This window comes from Deltaproteobacteria bacterium, from assembly GCA_016931625.1.
Classification (GTDB): domain Bacteria; phylum Myxococcota; class XYA12-FULL-58-9; order XYA12-FULL-58-9; family JAFGEK01; genus JAFGEK01.
The window spans coordinates 12,369-31,626 of record JAFGEK010000172.1 but is presented as its reverse complement, the minus strand read 5'-3'; the positions used below and the strand labels follow the sequence as shown (position 1 = coordinate 31,626).

General features: G+C 40.0%; 17 protein-coding genes and 1 pseudogene. 9 read left to right on the top strand and 9 right to left on the bottom strand.

The genetic code is table 11. The features are described 5' to 3' along the window. Both JW841_14880 and JW841_14875 read left to right on the top strand, forming a co-directional pair. Positions 1-609 (top strand): hypothetical protein (locus JW841_14880; GenBank protein MBN1962218.1); only part of this gene is annotated, 609 nt, incomplete at its 5' end. A gap of 74 nt (positions 610-683) precedes the next feature. Next, complete coding sequence (locus JW841_14875) at positions 684-2,141, top strand: DUF2079 domain-containing protein (GenBank protein MBN1962217.1); 1,458 nt, start codon at positions 684-686, stop codon at positions 2,139-2,141. Positions 2,142-2,483: 342 nt separating this feature from the next. On the opposite strand, the gene JW841_14870 is transcribed toward JW841_14875, so the two are convergent. The 7 genes from JW841_14870 to JW841_14840 all read right to left on the bottom strand — a co-directional run bounded on the left by JW841_14870 (position 2,484) and on the right by JW841_14840 (position 10,422). Next, complete coding sequence (locus JW841_14870) at positions 2,484-3,194, bottom strand: nucleotidyl transferase AbiEii/AbiGii toxin family protein (GenBank protein ID MBN1962216.1); 711 nt, start codon at positions 3,192-3,194, stop codon at positions 2,484-2,486. A 158-nt stretch (positions 3,195-3,352) separates the two neighbouring features. Beyond that, positions 3,353-4,831, bottom strand: a complete 1,479-nt coding sequence (miaB, locus tag JW841_14865) for a tRNA (N6-isopentenyl adenosine(37)-C2)-methylthiotransferase MiaB (GenBank protein MBN1962215.1) — start codon at positions 4,829-4,831, stop codon at positions 3,353-3,355. A 149-nt stretch (positions 4,832-4,980) separates the two neighbouring features. After that, on the bottom strand, positions 4,981-5,700 hold the full coding sequence (locus tag JW841_14860) for a ribulose-phosphate 3-epimerase (protein MBN1962214.1): 720 nt from the start codon (positions 5,698-5,700) through the stop codon (positions 4,981-4,983). A 7-nt stretch (positions 5,701-5,707) separates the two neighbouring features. Then, on the bottom strand, positions 5,708-7,024 hold the full coding sequence (locus JW841_14855; protein MBN1962213.1) for a cyclic nucleotide-binding domain-containing protein: 1,317 nt from the start codon (positions 7,022-7,024) through the stop codon (positions 5,708-5,710). Positions 7,025-7,097: 73 nt separating this feature from the next. Then, entirely contained in the window at positions 7,098-8,081 is a 984-nt protein-coding gene (locus JW841_14850; protein ID MBN1962212.1) for a hypothetical protein, read from the bottom strand. A 52-nt stretch (positions 8,082-8,133) separates the two neighbouring features. After that, positions 8,134-8,592, bottom strand: coding sequence for a hypothetical protein (locus JW841_14845; protein MBN1962211.1), 459 nt, complete (start codon positions 8,590-8,592; stop codon positions 8,134-8,136). A gap of 3 nt (positions 8,593-8,595) precedes the next feature. Next, positions 8,596-10,422, bottom strand: coding sequence for a long-chain fatty acid--CoA ligase (locus JW841_14840; GenBank protein ID MBN1962210.1), 1,827 nt, complete (start codon positions 10,420-10,422; stop codon positions 8,596-8,598). A 237-nt stretch (positions 10,423-10,659) separates the two neighbouring features. On the opposite strand from JW841_14840, the gene JW841_14835 reads away from it, so the two are divergent. From JW841_14835 to JW841_14810, 6 genes and pseudogenes are all read left to right on the top strand, one after another. Further along, the gene (locus JW841_14835) at positions 10,660-13,491 is read left to right on the top strand and encodes a response regulator (protein ID MBN1962209.1); all 2,832 of its coding nucleotides are present in this window, start codon (positions 10,660-10,662) and stop codon (positions 13,489-13,491) included. After that, complete coding sequence (locus tag JW841_14830; protein MBN1962208.1) at positions 13,488-15,377, top strand: HAMP domain-containing protein; 1,890 nt, start codon at positions 13,488-13,490, stop codon at positions 15,375-15,377. The genes JW841_14835 and JW841_14830 overlap by 4 nt, the downstream gene beginning before the upstream one ends. A gap of 106 nt (positions 15,378-15,483) precedes the next feature. Then, positions 15,484-15,648, top strand: a complete 165-nt coding sequence (locus JW841_14825; protein ID MBN1962207.1) for a type II toxin-antitoxin system HigB family toxin — start codon at positions 15,484-15,486, stop codon at positions 15,646-15,648. A gap of 30 nt (positions 15,649-15,678) precedes the next feature. Next, positions 15,679-16,013: pseudogene (locus tag JW841_14820) on the top strand (type II toxin-antitoxin system RelE/ParE family toxin). A gap of 12 nt (positions 16,014-16,025) precedes the next feature. Next, positions 16,026-16,373, top strand: a complete 348-nt coding sequence (locus JW841_14815) for an XRE family transcriptional regulator (protein MBN1962206.1) — start codon at positions 16,026-16,028, stop codon at positions 16,371-16,373. Positions 16,374-16,545: 172 nt separating this feature from the next. Next, entirely contained in the window at positions 16,546-17,019 is a 474-nt protein-coding gene (locus JW841_14810; protein MBN1962205.1) for a DUF4143 domain-containing protein, read from the top strand. A gap of 112 nt (positions 17,020-17,131) precedes the next feature. On the opposite strand, the gene metA is transcribed toward JW841_14810, so the two are convergent. Then, a complete protein-coding gene (metA, locus tag JW841_14805) occupies positions 17,132-18,076 on the bottom strand; it encodes a homoserine O-succinyltransferase (protein MBN1962204.1) in 945 nt (314 codons plus the stop codon). A 122-nt stretch (positions 18,077-18,198) separates the two neighbouring features. Then, positions 18,199-18,741, bottom strand: a complete 543-nt coding sequence (locus JW841_14800; GenBank protein ID MBN1962203.1) for a hypothetical protein — start codon at positions 18,739-18,741, stop codon at positions 18,199-18,201. A 223-nt stretch (positions 18,742-18,964) separates the two neighbouring features. Here JW841_14800 and JW841_14795 point away from each other — a divergent pair, with 223 nt between their 5' ends. Continuing rightward, positions 18,965-19,219, top strand: a complete 255-nt coding sequence (locus tag JW841_14795; GenBank protein ID MBN1962202.1) for a hypothetical protein — start codon at positions 18,965-18,967, stop codon at positions 19,217-19,219. Positions 19,220-19,258: the final 39 nt, after the last annotated feature.

The window sequence follows — 19,258 nt, the reverse complement described above, 5'->3', positions numbered from 1 at the left end:
ATTAGCACCAATGAAATTGAAGATGGCGCAGTAACCGCAGCCAAACTTGCAGTTGGCGCGATAACTAGTTCTGCGTTAGGGGCTGGTGCGGTTGGTTATGAAAACATTGCTGACGGTGCAGTTAGCGCCAGCAAAGTAAACTTTAATTATGCCGGTAGTGATTCACCCGGTGGGGTGGCGACTTCGGCGAAAACTGCAGAAACTGCCAACACTGCTAATTCAGCAAGTACAGCGGGTACAGCAAGTGATGTAACCTTTAATTATGCTGGTAGTAACAGCAAAGGCGGGGCAGCTACAAGTGTTGCAGCTAATGCCGTTGGTAGCGATCAAATTGTGAATGGGACGGTTGGTACAGCAGAGCTTGCTAATGGGGCGGTGACATATGATAAAATTGCATTTGATTTTGAAGAATTTTCTGTGAATCCAGCAAATGGAGAAACAAAATATACAGATAGTCAGCGTACCCATATTTTTTGCGCCATTACAGACGCTGTTATTACTAGTCCAGCAGAATGTAAAGTAACTCGTTTAAATGACGGGCGTTGGAGAGTCACAGGAAGTGCAGTTATTTCAATTGGTCGCGCTATTTGTACTGCGAGATGTTTCTAGCATAAAAAAGTATTTTTTCAAAAGACCATAAAGGAATACAAGCAAAACCAATGAATCACAGAAACATAAATGAAATGATAAAAATTAGAACTAGCTGGGTATTACAAACAAAGTTTCGCGCGGCTTTACTCATTGGGTTTATTGGTTTTGCTTTTTATGGGTTTAAGTCACTATCGAGATTTTTTTTATTTGGTATGGGAATTGATTTAGCAATCTTTCATCAATCTATTTGGTTGTTATCCCGATTTAAATCACCATTAAATACGGTTAGAAATATTCATGCATTTGGCGATCATGCAGAATACATTGATATCTTAATAAGTCCGCTATTATGGATATGGTCAGGCCCTGAGACTCTTTTAATTCTGCAAGCTATTGCTATTGCTATGGCTGCTGCCGGTCTTGTTTATTTGGCTAGCAGTATTACGAAAAGAATTGATATTGGTATTGCATTTTCATTTATATTCATTTTCGCTTGGGAAACACAGCTAGCGGGTTTAAATACTTTTCATACATATACATTGGCCGTCGCACCAATAGTATGGCTAACATGGTCGTTAATTAATAAGCGCGTTATTTGTAGTATAATATTAACTTTTATGCTTCTTATTATTAGAGAAGATATGAGTTTTGTAGTAATCGCTCTTGGGATGGGATTTTGTTGGAATTCTTATACAAGACGTAGTGGAATAATTCTTTCAGCAATAGGTATAGTTTACGCAATCATCGTATTTACAGTATTATTTCCGATTTTTAGACAACAAGGATATTTCTATTGGTCGCATTTTATTCATGTGACAACAATGAATGAAAATACAACTAATATATTGATGTTATCCATTTCATTTGTACAAATGTTATTTGATGGTGGATTGAAAATACGTTCGTGGGTTGTATTGTTGCTTGATGCAAGTCCAGCAGTATTTTTTTCACCACTCAGTATTTCGATTTTACCTAGTCAATTTGCACGTGTTTTATCAGAGCGAGGGGCTATAAGTTGGGGATTCCATTATGGTATTATTCCGCTTATTACGGCTTTATGTGGTGCAGCTGACGGCATTGGTTGGATTCAAAATAAAACTAAAAAAAGAAATAAGCATATTGTATCAATAATAATATGGGGTACATTTGTTATTTCTCTTAGCCTAAGTATATGGCCTCCATGGGGTCAAAAAGCACCACTTTGGTCTGGTCAGGGATGGTTAAAAGCTGGAAGAATTCGTATCCAGGACGCTATTGAATTGATTCCGAAAGACGCTAGTGTTGCATCGAATCATCGAATAATAGATCACTTAGCCGGTCGAGATAAAGTTTATATGCTTGGCAATTGGTGCAAAGCTAATTATGTCATTATTGATAAAAATAGCGACCCATGGCCAAATACCACAAATGAGCTGCAGAAACTAATTGCACATTTGAGTGTTGAGAAAAATACAAATATCGTTCATTCACAAAAAACAATAACTGTATTTTTGCGTAAACATATAGCTGAACATGAATTTATTTGCCCGATTTTGAAATCTATTTGGTAAATTGTTTTTTAATGACAAATAGACAATGGGTTAATGCACAGTTAGCAACCCATTTAAAAGTGTACAACTTTAAATGGATCGTAACTACACAGCCGTGCACATGGCGTCGGTGCTAGGAAATAACATAAAAGAAACGACTTTTATACTAAAACGCCTGTGAATTAGCCCCCATCCAAACTGTAAAACGTTAAAAAAGTGCTAGTAAGAGGTAAAAATATGCGCAAACGCGGTAATCTCGCTTTGGGCGCAATCACGGCAGCGATGGTTGTTAATAATATTGAGGCAATTATAGTGGGGCAAATTTATCATAATGAAGCACTTTGAGTAATGATACCGCGAACGTTAGTCTGTAAGTATAGTCTGTAGATTTTCTTGTGATAATAGAGAGCGGTCTTCGGGCCGTTCTAAAAAAGCCGCGACATCTTGTTTTAATTCATTAATATTTAATCGTAAAAGTTTATTTTGTAAGTTTTTTTGCCACTCGGCGGCATGGTAGAGAGTGGTTTTTTGTGTTTGTGCTAAGGCATTTTGTAAAAGTTTAAGATTAGGGATAATCGGTGGGCGATGCGCACGATACCAAATTAAATCAAACCAATCTCGTCCTTTAGGATAAGGTCGCATAAGCAACGCATGTACTTTGCCTGCCATTAGCGATTCAAGATCGTAATGGCATAAAGCAAAGGTCATATATTTATTAATGATGCTGCGTTTAAGTATAGCTCCTGCCGGTGGTTTAGTATCTATTTCAAGTTTAATTGAAAGTTGCTGCTCAATACGAGTTGCTAAATTTGCATCATGCATAAGATGGGTAAAACCTAGCCATGCAACATTGACGGTTTTCTGTTTCTTCCATTTAATAGAACAGGTAAATCCAGCAAGGCGCAGTTGCGTTTGCAGCTTTTTTAGCCATGTTTCTGGTAAATAAAGCGAAGCATTGCTTATAGAAAAATCTAAGTCTTCAGAAAAACGTGGCAAGCCTTCAAGAAACCGTAGTGCTGTACCACCCATAAAAGCTATGGCATTAAAAGCTTCTTGTTCATGTAATGAACGCAAAAAACAAAAGTGCCAGACGTTAAAAAAAGGGGGTTTAATTAGGTATAATTAGTTTCAATTATGGCGCTAGTGCGGGCAAAGGCGGGGCGACTGATAGTGTTGCAACAATGCAAAATGGCGGTTATATTCAAAAGATATGCAGGGTTAACAAATATTTTTTAATTTATCAACTCACCCAACAAAGTAAGACTAGTTGCTGCGGTTGTTTTTACTTTTACAATTTTGCCAATAAGTTCGGGAGAACCGGTAAACGCGACGATTTCATCGTAAGTTGTACGTCCAAGCAAGCGTTTGGTGCCATTTTTAAGTGTAGCTTCGCTTGCGGTGGATTCATTGTTAACCGGTGTGGTGTTTTTAAGTTTACTTTCGGACTCAACTAAAACTTCAAGCGTAGTGCCTATTAAACTATTATTATTTGCATGACTTAACCGGGCCTGTACATCCAGTAGTTCATGGTTACGGCGTTTTTTATCATCTTCACTAACATCATCAGCAAAACGACGAGCAGCTACCGTACCTGGTCGAGGAGAGTATTTAAAAACAAATAAGTTTTTATAACCAACACGTTCGATAAGTTTGATCGATTCTTGATGGTCTGCTTCAGTCTCGGTGGGAAAGCCAACAATCATATCGCCGGCAAAACGTACATCGGGCATGAAGGCACGGGCACGATCAATAAGATCGATATAGCTTTCAACCGTATAACCGCGATTCATGGCGCGCAAAATTTTATTTGAACCACTTTGTGCTGGTAAATGCAAATAGCGAGCCATACGTTTAGCTTTAGCCATTACTTCTAAAACATCATTATTAAAATCTCTTGGATATGAAGTAACAAAGCGCAGACGAGCAAGAGAGGGAACAGCCTCGTGAATTTGCCATAAAAGGTCAGCAAATGAAGTGCTAACGCCACCATCATGATAGTGATAATGATTAACCGTTTGGCCAATAAGCGTGATTTCACGAGCACCGGCTAAAGTGAGTTTGCAAACTTCATCAATTATATGTTGCGGATGCCGATGTGTTTCAGGACCGCGAGCATACGGCACTACACAAAAAGAACACATTTTATCGCAACCGCGGGTTATTCTTACAAAAGCCTGAGAACGAGCATTTGCAGAACTTATCAATCGAGATAAGTCAAGGGATTCGATATTATCGCTTTCGCTGGTTTCGTTTGCATTACTAATATTGGTTTCAGCTTTATTAGTCTTTTGCCCGCGTTTAACATGGCCGGCTACTTGCAATTGAGTTTGTTTAGTTTGTTTAACCGCAGCGATCATCGAAGGCAGTAAATGAAGATGTGATGGACCGCAGATGAGATCTACATGAGGCATGCGTTGACTAATGGCAACATATTCACGCTCGGCCATACAACCAATAACCCCAATTATTAAATGAGGATTGTTTTGCCGTTTATAAATTGCTAAGCGGCCAAGTTGCGACCATACTTTTTGCTCAGCTAGAGCGCGCACCGAACATGTATTGATTAGAATAATGTTGGCATCATCGAAGCGATTAACAATACGATAGCCAAGGGCAATTAATTGATCAGCAATGAGCTCAGAATCGAGCACATTCATCTGACAGCCGTAGGTTTTTAAAAATAAATTATTTAATGATGAAACAATAGTCATAATGTCTGTGACTTCTAGTAAACTAGAGCAAAAAGTGAAAGTTCAAAAAAAAGGCTTCTGTAGCAAGCTATGATTTTATAATTAAAGTTTGGGGTGAATAGTAGATTAGTAAACCGTTAAATCGTTAAACAGTAAGCTAAAAAATTGTTTCAAACCACCGATAACGCTGCCAAAGCAACCGAGCGCATTGATTCAATAGCAGCACGGTAGTCCTTTGAGCCAAATATTGCCGAACCAGCTACAAAAACATCAGCACCCGCAGCTGCTAATTTCCCGATATTGCTCGAATCAATACCTCCATCGACGGCAATATGTAAATGGCAGTTATATTTTTGCTCAAGCTCACGAATATAAACAATTTTGGGAATGACGCTCTCAATAAAACGTTGCCCGCCAAATCCGGGGTCGACCGACATTACTAAAACTTGATCAATAAGATCGGTAATATATGCGATGCAATCAGGGGGAGTAGCAGGATTGATTGAGATGCCAGCTTGAACACCACGCTCACGAATAGCACTAAGGGTTCGATGTAAATGGGCTGCAGCTTCTGCGTGTATGGTAATATGATCACAACCAGCGTCAGCAAAAGCGTCTATCCAGCGTTCTGGTTCAGAGATCATTAGATGCGCATCAAGTGGTAACTTGGTGCATTTTCTTAAAGCTTGTACCAAAAGCGGCCCAAAAGTAAGGTTAGGTACAAAATGGCCATCCATTACATCAAGATGAAGCCAGTCGGCCCCCGCAGCTTCAATCGCCGCTATTTCATCAGCAAGGTGAGTGAAGTCGCAAGCTAGCACTGATGGTGCAAAAATTATTTTACTTTGGTTTTCATTAGCGGGAGACAGAGAAGAAGTAGCTACAGTCATATTTATATCACAATACGATGAGGTCATCGGCATCTAAAACTTCGGTGGTGGTAGCTGCAGCACGTGATGCTGCCAAGCGGTCATTACTTAGTGAAGATAAATATTCGCGTACCTCTGGGTTTGCAGAAACTACTTGTTGAAATTCATCGCGCGGCAAAAATAAGGCCCCAACATTACCCCGCGCGGTAACTGTGGCAGTGGTTGGTTGATCGTGAAGTAAAGCAATCTCACCGACAACCTCGCCTGGTCCTAAATTGGCTACAACCACAGAGTCACCATCATCCTTAGCAACAGAAACCTCTACTTCACCAGTAGCAATTACATAGAGGCCTTGGCCAGGTGTCCCTTGATTAATAATTTTAGTGCCTGGATTAAATCCAATACGTGAGAAACGGTCTAATAATGAATAACGAGTCTCATCATTGAAATGTGCAAATAAGGCAGAAGTGCGCAGCAAGTTACTTAACAGTCGCTTTCGTGCATAATTAACTAGCTCTTCGGCAATTTTTGGTTTCTCAAGCGCCAATTTTTCAACATCAGCCCTAGTTAGTTCAAAAATTTCGATTTCTTCTTTAGCTATTACCGTTGCAGTGCGTAACGCACCGGTAATGATGGCCATTTCACCCAAGACAACACCAGCACCAACCGTCGCAAGTGTTATTTCGCCTTTTTGCACTAAAGCATGGCCACTAACTATAATAACTAAACTATCGCCTTTGGCACCTTCACTCATTATTTTGCTGCCAGCAGCCAATCGTCGATATCGTAAGCGTTTTACGGTTTCGATGAAACCTTCTTGATCAAGTTCGCAAAATAAAGGCATTGGTAGTGGGATAGCAGGATTTTGCGACGGGCCAAGATCACAAGCAATCTGCGCAACTCGTTCAAGTCTTTCAGCTTTTTGTAAAGCTAGCAATTCATTTGCTGTAGCACCTTGAGAAGTTTGCAGCTGCGTTTTAAGCGGAGGTGGAGTGGGCAGATTGCCTGCTTTGGCTCGCACTCCTCTTACGTGCAGTCTTTTTAGGGTCGCAAGCAGCGTAGCGTCATCAGGTGCATGCTCAAGTCCATGACGGACTATAACCATTGCTGGCAGCAGGTAGCCTTGATGAGCTAGACGGTCGGCTAAAGCCCTAAGAGCTTTTAAAGCTCCAGCAGGATTACCCGCATCGCCAAGCGCAATAGCTAAAGCAGTGCGTAAATGCCGGTTTTCTGGGCTAGTGATGCATAGTTCAGCTAAATAAGCGATAGCATCTAATGGTCGACCCTCAGCAAGTGCGTGGTCAATTTCAGCCTGAAGAGTTTCTGGTGATAATGGTGCGGACATACGGTCAAGGATTGCTTTGATTTTGTGCAATGGTCAAGAGTACAAATGAAACTTTAATAGGGCCTCCCTAGTACTATTCGTATTTCCAATGCAATTGAATAGTTCCGAGATGTTTTTCTCCGGCGAAGACATCAAGCGGGTAATTACCTGAACTCGGAGGGGGAACTCCACTTTTTTTCAGTGTTTCAAGATATTGCGATAAATAGAAGCGAGCAATGTCATCATGTTCATGTATGCCAGCCTTACCGGCAAAACCTAAAGCTTCACTGCCGCTACCAATAAAAAACGGGCTTTCAATACGTAATCCTAATTGTTTTAGAACTAAAGTGTGTTCTTCGGGAGTAAGATCAGCGCGATTACTAACGCTGGGAACCCAGACTTGCAAAGCCACCTCTAAAAAGATGGGCTCTAAGTTATTTTTATAATTTAAATTAACTTCTGCTGGTAATGGTTGAGGAGGGTGGTCGCGATTTGTACGTACAGTTGCGGGGCCAAGCCAGCCAATACGTTCAGGGGTAATTTCACCAACTTTAAAAAGAACAGAACTTTCTATTAGTGCCTCTACCGGAACATCTTTTAAATCTTCAGCAACAACAAGGTGCTGTACTTGCTTGGGAGCAATCAACCAACTTTCCCCACTATCAGCCGAAAAACGAAACTGGTAATGATATCGACCAGGTACAGCATTAACGATAATAGGAGCAATATCCCAATACGCTCTAATATTGTTATTAACGCGACGGCACTCTTCATTGTTATTTAAACGATGAATAAACAAAGAGCCATCTTTAGTACCTAAATCACTTTGTACTTCGACAATAATTGGATCAAGTGCGACAGTCGGTTGATCGGTAATACCATTTACATATGCCTCCGCAGTTAGGACCATCGCATGGTGCGACGCTAGAGTTTTAACAAAGTATGCTGGTTCAGGTACGCCGCGACTATATTCGGCGTTTATTCCGATGATTCGACCGAGGTTTCCTGCCCATGATACTGAAGTCATTGAAGTCATCGAAGTCGAATTTTGCTTAGTATTTGTATCCTGGGGACTCATTCGTTGTCCTAATTTTTAAGTTTAAAATTAGCGCCGTTCAAGAAAAATGGCGTTATTTTTTTTGACGCGTATTGGCATTTTCATAATTTACGTTCCACAGCGATCTATCTGTGTAAATTATCATCTTTATGCCAGTGAGTAATTCTAAAGTAGCCAATTCCATTGCTATCTTACTTGAGCTTACTAAGATATGAAGGGCAGAAAGTACATTTCGGCGAAGTTTTAATCCTTCAATAGACTCAAGTCGAGCATCATGATCTATTAATTTTAAACCGGCTAAGTTAATGAATATTTCATATGGTGAGGGGTGATTTTTTGAAAATTGTTCAAATCTTTGAAAAATTACGCGTACGGCCTCAACAGCAAAAACGCCAACGACACTGTAGGAATAAACAAGTCCTGATGATTTAATATCGAGCTTCCAATTATCATTTTCCCAAATTTCTTCAGTTTCGTGATGTTCGTATTTCATTATAATAGATTGTATATCTTGATTTGAGAAAATAGTCACTTTTTAGTCTCGATACATTTCATCAAGAATAGCTTGATATTTTTCAGTACATACTTTGCGTTTAACTTTTAAGGTCGGGGTTAACTCCCCTGATTCAATCGAAAAGTCTTGGGGCAAAATAATAAAACGTTTAATACCAGCGTAACTTGCTTGTTTTAAATTTACATTGTCAATTAATGTTTGCATATGCGCAATCATTACCGCATGAATAGCGAGTTCTGCTAAGGATAAGTTTGGGAGGTTATTTTTGGCCGCCCATCGCAAAGCCACCTCTTCGTTAAGGGTAATCAGAGCTGTAAGATATTTTCGTTTATCGCCATGCACCATTACTTGAGAAATAATGCTATCGGTCTTGAGTGCGTTTTCAATATTCTGTGGTGCGACATTTTTGCCAGCAGCCGTAACTATTATGTCTTTTTTACGATCAGTAATTTTTAAGTAACCGTCCTCATCAAGCATACCGATATCACCAGTAGCAAAATAACCATTTTGCATAACTTCGGCAGTAGCAACAGGATTATTCCAATAACCCTTCATGATGCAGCCGCCTTTCACCATGATCTCGCCATCATCAGCGATTACAATGTTAACATCAGGAAAGGCTGGCCCCACAGTACCAATTTTATTTTGCTCTGGTAAATTGACGCAAACTGGAGCGCTAGTTTCTGATAAACCATAACCTTCTACGATGGTTATTCCTAATACATCAAAAAAATGACCAATTGTTGGAGCTAAAGGAGCACCGCCAGATACAAACAGGCGAACACGTCCACCAAAACGTTCACGTAATAATTTTGCCAACTTGGGATAGACAAGTATTTTGCTAAGTAGAAATTTTAAGCTGGTACATTTACGTTTTTGTTCACATGATGCGGCATAACCATCAATAGCAGAAAGCGCCATTTTAAAAAGTGATAGTTTTAATCCATGTTGTGCTAGTCCTTTGTGAACTATGTTAGCAAAAGCCTTTTCAAATATTCTAGGTACAGCAGGTATTACTGTAGGTTGGCTTTCAGCCGCGTTATCAATGATTTTTTCTATAGACTCAGGGAATACAAGCACAAAACCAAGGTATGTCCACGCTGCAATAACTACTTGGGCAAAAGAGTGAGCAAGTGGTAAAAAAAGCATCAAGATATCTTCATGATTAAGCAGATTAATATTTTTAACGCCTTTTGCTTGAAAAATCCAATTATTATGCGTAAGCATGACACCTTTGGGGAGTCCAGTTGTTCCAGAGGTGTATAAAATGCATGCTAATTCATCAGTATTTATCTCTTTTATACTATTATCATACTCTGCTTTACTTGATTGGTAATGTTGGCGACCAAGGTCTTCAAGATCACAAAGATTATGTTCGTTTTTTTGAATGGCGCCGCCAAGCAAACATAGCAATCCTGCAACTTCTGATAATGATTCAATAATGCTACGAATCTTATTCAGTTGCTCAGAGGTATCAGCAGCGATCCAGCGCGCACCCGAGTTTTCGATAATGTGCAAGCATTCAGAGGCTTTATTTGATTGGTAAATAGGTACTGCAATAGCGCGTACGCTTAATATGGCTAGGTAGGTTAAAACCCACTCAGTATCAGTATTAGCTAGTACTGCAACACGATCACCGGCTTTAATTCCTAAAGAGATAAACCCATTGGCTAAATTACGCACCCGTTTTGCTAATTGGCTAAAAGTCAGCATTTGCCAAGAACCGGTACGTTTACTTTTGACCGCAGTTTTATCACCAAATTTGGAGCATGTTGCATGAAAAGCAGTAACTAAATTTAATGCGGCGCTAGATGAAGAATTATGCTGGTTTTCGGCTTTTGTGTTCATGCAATCACCTTTATTTTTTTGCGCATAAGGTAGTAACCGAGTAAAACCTCAATACAACATTGCTTTAAATAATAATTTTGTCGATACATATAGTGTTTTAGTGTTTGAAAATACTAAAATTGATAAACTGTTAAGAGTTACGCAATAAAGTGCAAATTTGCTGTTAAGTACTGCAATAAAAACGCATAATGAATTTCTGATAGTGGCTAGTGAATTACCCGGGTTAGGGGAGTTCGTGTGAAAGATCGCGCAGCAGTTTTGGTTGTTGATGATGACGCCCTCGTTCTTGAATTGCTAAATGAAACTTTATCTCCGCAATTTGATGTGGCGATAGCGAGTTCTGGAAATGAAGCTTTAAGTTTGCTTATGCAACGTGAGTTTGCGGTATTACTTGCCGATCAGCGCATGCCGGGTATGACTGGAGTGGCGTTGGCGGCAAAAGCTCGCGAAATATGCCCACATATAGTCACGGTTCTTCTTTCTGCTTATGCGGACCCCAAAGATTTCATCGCTGCCATAAATCATGGACAAGTATTTCGTTTTATTTCTAAGCCTTGGGAACATCACGATTTAGTATTGACATTGCATCAAGCTGTTCAACGCAGTCAGCTTAGTCGTGACAATTTATATTTGGTAGCTGAGCGTGAGCAACGTTTGCACGCTTTAGAAATTTTGCAAGCAGTAGTTGCGGCTGGAGCGCGAGGCTCAACTTATTATCCCGCTCGTGTTTTGCTAACCCGTTTGCATGATGTGGTTAATTTTGATTTAGCGGCGATTTTAGTTACCAGCAAAAACAGAGCTCCGACTTTAGAGCTAACCAGTACGGTTGCGGTTAATGAGCGTAATGTTCTTGAATTACGCGATCAAACTTTAGCCTTATTTGAATATGCAGGTGGTCCATTACTTGATGAAGCTCGTTTGCTTCCGGCTTCGAGTTGTCAAATAAATGAGGTCGAATATGCGTTAATAGAAAGTCAAGCTCAGGTAGCTTTACAGCTAGGCGGTCGTACTGTTGGCATCATGGTTTTGCAAAGTTTTAAAAGTGAAGCTTTTGCTGATGATGTTACGCAACTACTCGATAGTGTTGCAAATGGCGCGGCTGAAGTATTGCATCAAATTCATGATGTTACCGAACATAGGCTACATCGCGTTTTAAATGCCATCGAATCATTAACAGAAGGGATAATTATTCTTGATGACGATGGTACAGTGCAATTAGCAAATCAAAGTGCACAGCGGATGCTGACTACCGCAGGTATTACTGCCGAAGCATTATGGCAAAATTTCGGTAATTCGCCGTTAGCAATGTTTACTAATGTTGGTCAAAGGAGTCATGAAGTTACCTATGGGTCACGTACTTTACAAGTTCAAGCAGCCTCTATTGCTAATGTTAGTAATGGAAGTAATAGCAATACCTCTAACGGATTTGTGTTAATCATTCGTGATTTAACCACCGAAAAAGAGCGCGAAACACAACGGCTGCGTTTTATTAGTACCGTATCACATGAAATACGTACGCCCTTATCAACTATTGCCGCAACTTTTGACTTACTATTGCACGAGGCTGCTGGTGCGTTGAGTGATAAACAAAGAGAGTATTTAATTAGTGCCGCACAAGCTGGTGAAACTTTACATGCTGTAGTTGACGATTTGCTAGAGATAGAGAAATACGCTGCTGGTGGTATGGTGCTAAAGCGTAACCTTACAAATATTGGTGAATTGATACAAAAAGTAGCAGCGCGATTTGCTGCTGCAGCTACTGAAAGTGAACTAACTATTGATATTAAATCAATAGATAGTCAGCTAGAGTTAGAAGTCGACACTATACGTATTGAGCAAGTTCTGAGTAATTTATTGTCAAATGCAGTGAAGTATGCGCACTCTGGCACAAGTATTACTATTGAGATGGGTAAATCAAGTGCCCCCGAAAATTCTATAATTATTGGCGTGCACAACATAGCCGACTCTATTTCACCACAAGATTTGACTTCAATATTTGATCGGTTTGGAACTATGCCGCCGTTGCGTCCCGGTCGTCATTCAAGCGGGTTGGGGCTAGCTATTTGTCGAAGAATTATTGATGCTCATGCAGGATTAATTACAGTAGAAAGCAATGATAATCATACAAGTTTTTGGATAGCTTTGCCAATACAGCCTCAAGCAGCAACAACTGCAATCGAATTACTTCAACCACTTTTTGTTCATGCTGATAACTCTTATAATCGTATTGCTTTAATGGCAGAATTAAGTCGTTGTGGTTTACCAGTGCAACTTTTGCCGCCAGTTTTAGCTAAGGCAGATCATCTCGATATTGAAAATACTAGTGGTAATATAGTTATTACTACCAGTGGTAAAATTTTAGGTAATGCCGTCCTTAAGCTTGAGCACTATTCTCGTTCTGATGTACAAGTTATAGGTGATACTCTTTTTAATATCGCAAGGTTCGGCGCGCCACGACTAATATTTTCAGCAAAACCAGAGCAGAAAGTTATTGAAACTGCGCTTAACGCCTTAGGTGTACAAATGGTCATTGATAATAATGCCGATTATGCACGCGAGTTACCAACGGGAAATCCAATGGATATACTCGAGATGTTAGCCAGCGATGTTAGTGGCAGTGCCGGAGTTGCTGCTATAAGAGCATTTTTGCGGCGTAGTCGCGCAAAAAAAGTTCAGGCTGGTTTGGCAATATTATTAAATAATTGGGATGGTTTCATAGCTGCTTATGGAGCATCGCGAGCAGCAGACTTATTAGCTAGCATGTTGCCTGAGATTACTCGTATGGTAAACGGCGAAAATAGTGATACAGAACATGAAACTGCTGCTATTATTACTTTAAGCCATGGTTTTTTATGTTGTGGGGAGCAAACAATACTTGAGCATGCAAGAGATGAGCTTGTAGCTCGTTTTGAAACCTTAGTACGTTTGTATTGCCGCAAAGAAGATCGTGAGCGCGGATATATTGCTCTTGGTTCTCGTCAGCTAGCACTACCAACAATTACTACCAAAGTTTTATTGTTAACTGAGAATGATAATGAGTTTCTTTCAATTTTAAGAGTGACACAGTGACCATTACTCAAAAGCTAGTGCTATATGCTTTAGCTGTAGCATTATTGCCACTGGCTAGTAGCGGTTTTACTTTAATACGCTTGGGTGAAGATGGCATGCGTGCTCGCATTGAGGCGCATCAACGTACCGCCACCGCTGCAGTAGCGGCTAGCATTGAACAATCGATAAACGAAATTGGTGAGCGTGCGGTAACCGCCTTAGAACTTACCGATCCTTTGCGATTATCAGCGGCAGAACGTTTGGGTTTATTACGTCTTTTACATCGACAGGCAACAGCAATTCGCGCTTCAGTGTTTTTAGATGCTAATGGCCAGTTATTGGTACGCCCAGTTACGAGTGCGATAAATGCTGATGAGTTGTCACTTACTGCCGCCAATGATGCGGTTAAGCGTTTACGTGATAATTTGCCTGCTGCATGGTCAGAATCAGTCAACAATGGACAAGTGCTATTAAGTCCGGTTTATTTTCCCCCAAGTGGGCCAGCCCGCTTAGCTATGGCAGTTGGTTGTTGTGCAAATCCTGAGGGAAAACCGCTTGCCGCTGCCGGAGTTGAACTTGAGCTAACCTCAGATGTTTTAGGTGGGGTGGATATTGAAACCGGCGCTAACTCACGTTTATTTGTAGTTGATCGATTTGGTCGTGTTATTGCCCATCCAACCTTAGCGGTTGGTACAGATTTGTCACAACATGCTGCAATCATACGTTTAAAAGGTGGCCAAAATAGGGGGAGCCTAAATCATACTGAAGATAATATTTCTTGGGCCGCCTCATTTGCGCGGGTGGCAAATTTAGGATGGGGGGTGGTGGTTGAACAACCTGAAAGTGTAGCCTTTGCTGATGCCAGGCGTATGCGTATGCGCATGCTTACTTGGATAAGTATTACAACTTTAGTGGTTGCGTTAACCGCATTATTGTTTGCCAGTCGTTTGCGGCAACGACTTTTACGCTTAATGCAGGGTGCCAGAATGTTTGCGGTTGGGCGGTTAGGCGAGCGAGTTAAAGTAAATAGTAATGATGAAATAAGTGAGTTAGCGAAAACGCTAAATTCGATGGCATCTGAGCTTGACCATTCATTGCGTGAAATCGATGCTTGGGGACGTACTCTTGAAACCAAAGTTGATGATCGCACTCGCGAGTTACGACAAGCGCAGACCCAGTTGTTGTTACAATCAAAGTTGGCTGCTATTGGTCAACTTGGAGCTGGTGTAGCGCATGAGGTAAATAATCCACTCGCCGGTATTCTTGGTTATGTACAGCTATTGCTTAGAAAATTTAAAGCAGAAGATACTGAATATACATCGTTAAAACGTATTGAAGAAGCAGCTCAACGTTGTCGCACGATTACCACTAATTTATTACGTTTTTCTCAACGAGGTCTTTCTGGTCGTAACGCTATCGAGGTAAATGAATTAGTTGAAGAAGTGCTAGAATTGATGGGTAGTGGTATTACTGAAAGTGGCATTGAGATAGTGCGTGAACTAGCTGCTGATGCAGGTGCTATCACTGTAGATGCCGGTCAATTAGCATTGGTGTTAATTAATCTGTTAAGTAACGCTAAAAATGCGATGACTGAAGGAGGCAAGATCACCATACACACTAGGGATTTAGGTGACCAGGCTCAGATCACCGTTAGCGATACTGGTCATGGCATTGATCCAGAGCATTTGTCCCGAATTTTTGATCCGTTTTTTACTACCAAAACTAATTGGACAGGAGTTGGTCTTGGTCTTTCGGTTGCCTATCGTATAATTGCCGATCATGGTGGCCGAATTGAAGTAGAAAGCAAAATTAATATTGGAAGTCAGTTTATTATAACTCTGCCACGTAAGCCGGTAGCTCCGGTTCAAGAAACATCAACGCCGCAACGGCCGGTGTTATTAGCATGAAATGAATATGGCTGTGAGCTGTGTGAAGGGGCTGTTTCAAATAAATCATATGATTTTAATATACACGATTACGAATAAGCTCACTTAGCCAACGGATATTAAAAAGATGTTCACAACTGCAAGTATTCTTAATAATAACCGTGTCGTTTTTAATATTAAAGGAAATGAGTATCGTCTAGTTGTTCGTATAGCGTATACAATTCAAACTTGTTGGATACGTTTTGTAGGTACACATAATAATCGTCGGAGTCCAAACATATTGGTTGCATAATTATGTCAGAACTGACATAATATTTTAGTAATGGAACGACCGCTAGTCTGGCTACATGGCGAGGTAAAAACCCCACCGTTTTCGCAAGAAGCTAGAATAGCGGCAGGTGTACTGTTGCGGGGAGGTTACAACACGGCGAAATGTTGTCTATGCCGGATTCAAGGCCCATACCCAGCATCGGACGTCGGTGCCATGAGCTGCGAATTAATGATGACCAAAGTAATCGTATTTGGCGCATTGTGTACCGGCTTGATTCAGACGCAGTGGTGATTCTGGAGGTATTTGCCAAAACCACTCAGCAAACACCGAAGACTGTCATCGCTACGTGTAAAAGACGTTTGAAATTATACGACCAAGCTGTTTAGTAGGAGTAAGACATGGATGAGCGCAAACGAAAAGCTTTGGAAAAACAAGGATGGAAAATTGGTAGCACTGCTGAGTTTTTAGACCTAAGCAAATCTGAAGCCGAATATGTCGAAGTTAAAGCGGCGCTTGCTCATGCTCTTTCTTCAAAACGCCGAAAAATGAGGCTAAGTCAAAATGCCGTAGCTAGTAAGCTTGATTCTAGCCAATCAAGGGTTGCTAAAATGGAAGCCGGTGATCATACGGTTTCTTTAGACCTCTTAATTCGCTCTTTTTTAAAGCTCGGTGCTAGCACCAAAGAGCTAGGGCAGGTAATTTCATCGGCGGGTGAGCCACTACGCAAAAAACGAGTAGTGGCTTGATATGATTTAATTATTTAAGCCATCTTAAGTAAGAAACATTGGAGGTTTTGCTAGATTTCTAGATGTTGCAGCCGCGCAATCTGGCGATATTTTAAATTATAGTGCAATAGCACGTGACGCTGGGATAGCCAATAGAACTGTTCAGGAACATTATGGAATCCTAAAAGATACTTTGGTTGGGTTACTACTTGAACCTTATAAGCGTAGCTTACGCGCTCGTTTGATAGCGCATCCACGTTTTTATTTTTTTGATACAGGTGTATTAAATGCTTTATGTGGTCGACTTACAGCTAAAATTAACCCGGTTTTACGCGGCAAATTATTTGAACATTTTGTAATATTAGAAGTATTTCGTAAGCTTAACTACATGCGTGACGAATCTAAGCTATTTTATTGGCGGACAAATCATGGCGCTGAGGTTGATTTATTAATTGAAAAACATGGAGAGATTCGTTTAGCAATTGAAATAAAAACTAATAGTCGTTTAGGTGGACGCGATTTATCGGGGCTAAGAGCTTTTGCAAACGAACATCCTAATACTCAACTTGTTGTTATAAATACCCAACCTCAAGCTTATGAAATAGATGATATAAAAATCTTACCATATCACGATTTTTTTAATCGTTTGCCGGATTGGCTGAATTAAAATCAATTAGGTATTACATTAAAATGATATTAATAAAAAATATATTAACGTTAAACGTTAAATTTTGATAGCGCTGAACATCAATTTGTCCACCTTAAAAAATTATTTGTAATTAGGGAGACCTTCTAGAAATATGGTTTTCAGGTAATTGTTGCAGATCAAACGGTGTTTGTTGATAAACATAATAGTTCAGCCAATTGCTATAAAGTAAATTAGCATGTCCACGCCAACGCACTATAGGCTCAAGTGTTGGATCGTCATCAGGAAAATAATTACGCGGTACTGCAATTGGCAAGTTTTTACTAACATCACGAATATATTCAGCCTGCAAGGTTAAAGGGTCATATTCAGAATGTCCAGTAACAAAAATGTGGCGACGATCAGTCGAAATCACAATATAAACGCCAGCTTCTTTTGACTCTGATAGTAGTACTAATTCAGGAACAGCGATTATATCTTCACGCCTAGTTTCAGTATGGCGAGAATGGGGGGCGTAAAAATTATCATCAAAACCACGTAATAATTGTTCGTAACGAACATTGATTTTATGTAAAAATACCCCAAACATTTTTGCTATTAATGGATATTTTGGTACACCATAATAGTGATACAAACCGGCTTGCGCACCCCAACAGATATAAAAAGTTGAGTAGACATGCGAGCGAGCCCAGTCCATAATTTCAATTAATTCTGGCCAATAATCAACTTCAGTAAATGGTAACTGTTCAACCGGAGCACCAGTAATGATAAAACCATCAAAGAATTGCTCACGAATTTCGGCAAAAGTTACGTAATGTTCGAGCAAATGTTCAGCAGGAGTATTTTTAGACTGATGCGAGTCCATATGCAGCAGAGTGATTTCAACTTGCAGTGGTGAATTGCCAAGTAGCCGTAGTAGTTGGGTTTCAGTATTTATCTTTAACGGCATTAAATTAAGTATGGCAATACGAATAGGGCGAATGTCTTGATGAGTAGCGCGATGTTCATCCATCACAAAGATGTTTTCGCTTTCAAGCACGCCGCGCGCTGGTAGCGAGTCTGGAATTTTGACCGGCATCTTTTTTTAATCTCCGCAAAGTGCGCTATCATGTATAGCAATAGCAGTCGATACAGCAATAGTCTCAAAACCTTATTAGTAGTAATGAACAAAATAGGGCGAATTTTGCTAGAATGATGAATTTATTTCACTCTTGCTATCATCAACATTATACATATAACAATTGCCGCTTCAGTAGATATTACTTTACCGCTGGTAATAGCAGCAGAGCTATTTACGCTCTTGCTATTATGAAATGCTTTAGTGAGAGTACAGTATAAATTTTCACCAGTTGTTAAAATTGTATGTAACAGACTTAATTTAGGTGGGAGTTTGCGGCTCTTTGGCACAGCATCTCTATTATTATGAGTAGAATTTATTTTAGCAGCGGTGCTCAATCCTTCTGGTGTAACAGATGTTTGCTGCAATTTTACACCAAAATGATCAAATTGAATTTTATCATAGGTTAGTACTATCCCTTGAGTAGATACTGAGATGGCTAGATGTTTATATTTTTGTTTAATTGGATCTTCAGCGACACGCTTATCAGTTTCAGCAGGCGTCTCGTCTGCTGCTTGGTTGCTATTATCATCAGTTGCAGTTGTTTCTTCGGTATCATCAGCACCGCTATGGGTTTCTATGGCATGCGGTCTTACTTGAGCTCCGTTAGAGACTGATGGCGGCAACTGTGAAGGGTGTTTATGATGGCCTTCATTAGTTGCGGCTCCAGTATTGCCTGTCTGTTTTAATAACTTATTGATAATTTTAGATTATTTTATATTTAGAGGATCTTTAATATCAACTTGCTGTTTTTATATTTTAGCAACCTAAATAGATTTTTTTTTCGCAACTTATTAACACATCCAGCCGATAATTAATGCATGAACAAAATAATCAAGGATGGTTACTATGATAGCAAACAATTTACACGCAAATGGTATGATGCCTGGCAACATGATGTCGATGAGTTTAAACAGCTCTCTCAGTGCTAATATGTTAAATGCGCAGATCGCTAATGGTAGCGGTAATATGTTTGTTGCCGATAAAATTGCCAAGAAAAACCGCGATGAAAAGGCTAAACGGCTAGTCACCAATCGTGTTACTACCCGCAATCTGCTTGATCGTATCGGTCCTAGTAAGGCTGTAGCCTCTAAGAAAGCTTAAATAAACAAATCAGTTTTAATAATTATTTACATTTCTCCC

Coding starts and splice junctions, on each gene's coding strand:
- JW841_14875 (MBN1962217.1), top strand. CDS start 684: ATGATAAAAATTAGAACTAGCTGGGTATTACAAACAAAGTTTCGCGCG.
- miaB (MBN1962215.1), bottom strand. CDS start 4,831: ATGACTATTGTTTCATCATTAAATAATTTATTTTTAAAAACCTACGGC.
- JW841_14860 (MBN1962214.1), bottom strand. CDS start 5,700: ATGACTGTAGCTACTTCTTCTCTGTCTCCCGCTAATGAAAACCAAAGT.
- JW841_14855 (MBN1962213.1), bottom strand. CDS start 7,024: ATGTCCGCACCATTATCACCAGAAACTCTTCAGGCTGAAATTGACCAC.
- JW841_14850 (MBN1962212.1), bottom strand. CDS start 8,081: ATGAGTCCCCAGGATACAAATACTAAGCAAAATTCGACTTCGATGACT.
- JW841_14840 (MBN1962210.1), bottom strand. CDS start 10,422: ATGAACACAAAAGCCGAAAACCAGCATAATTCTTCATCTAGCGCCGCA.
- JW841_14825 (MBN1962207.1), top strand. CDS start 15,484: ATGTTCACAACTGCAAGTATTCTTAATAATAACCGTGTCGTTTTTAAT.
- JW841_14815 (MBN1962206.1), top strand. CDS start 16,026: ATGGATGAGCGCAAACGAAAAGCTTTGGAAAAACAAGGATGGAAAATT.
- metA (MBN1962204.1), bottom strand. CDS start 18,076: ATGCCGGTCAAAATTCCAGACTCGCTACCAGCGCGCGGCGTGCTTGAA.
- JW841_14795 (MBN1962202.1), top strand. CDS start 18,965: ATGATAGCAAACAATTTACACGCAAATGGTATGATGCCTGGCAACATG.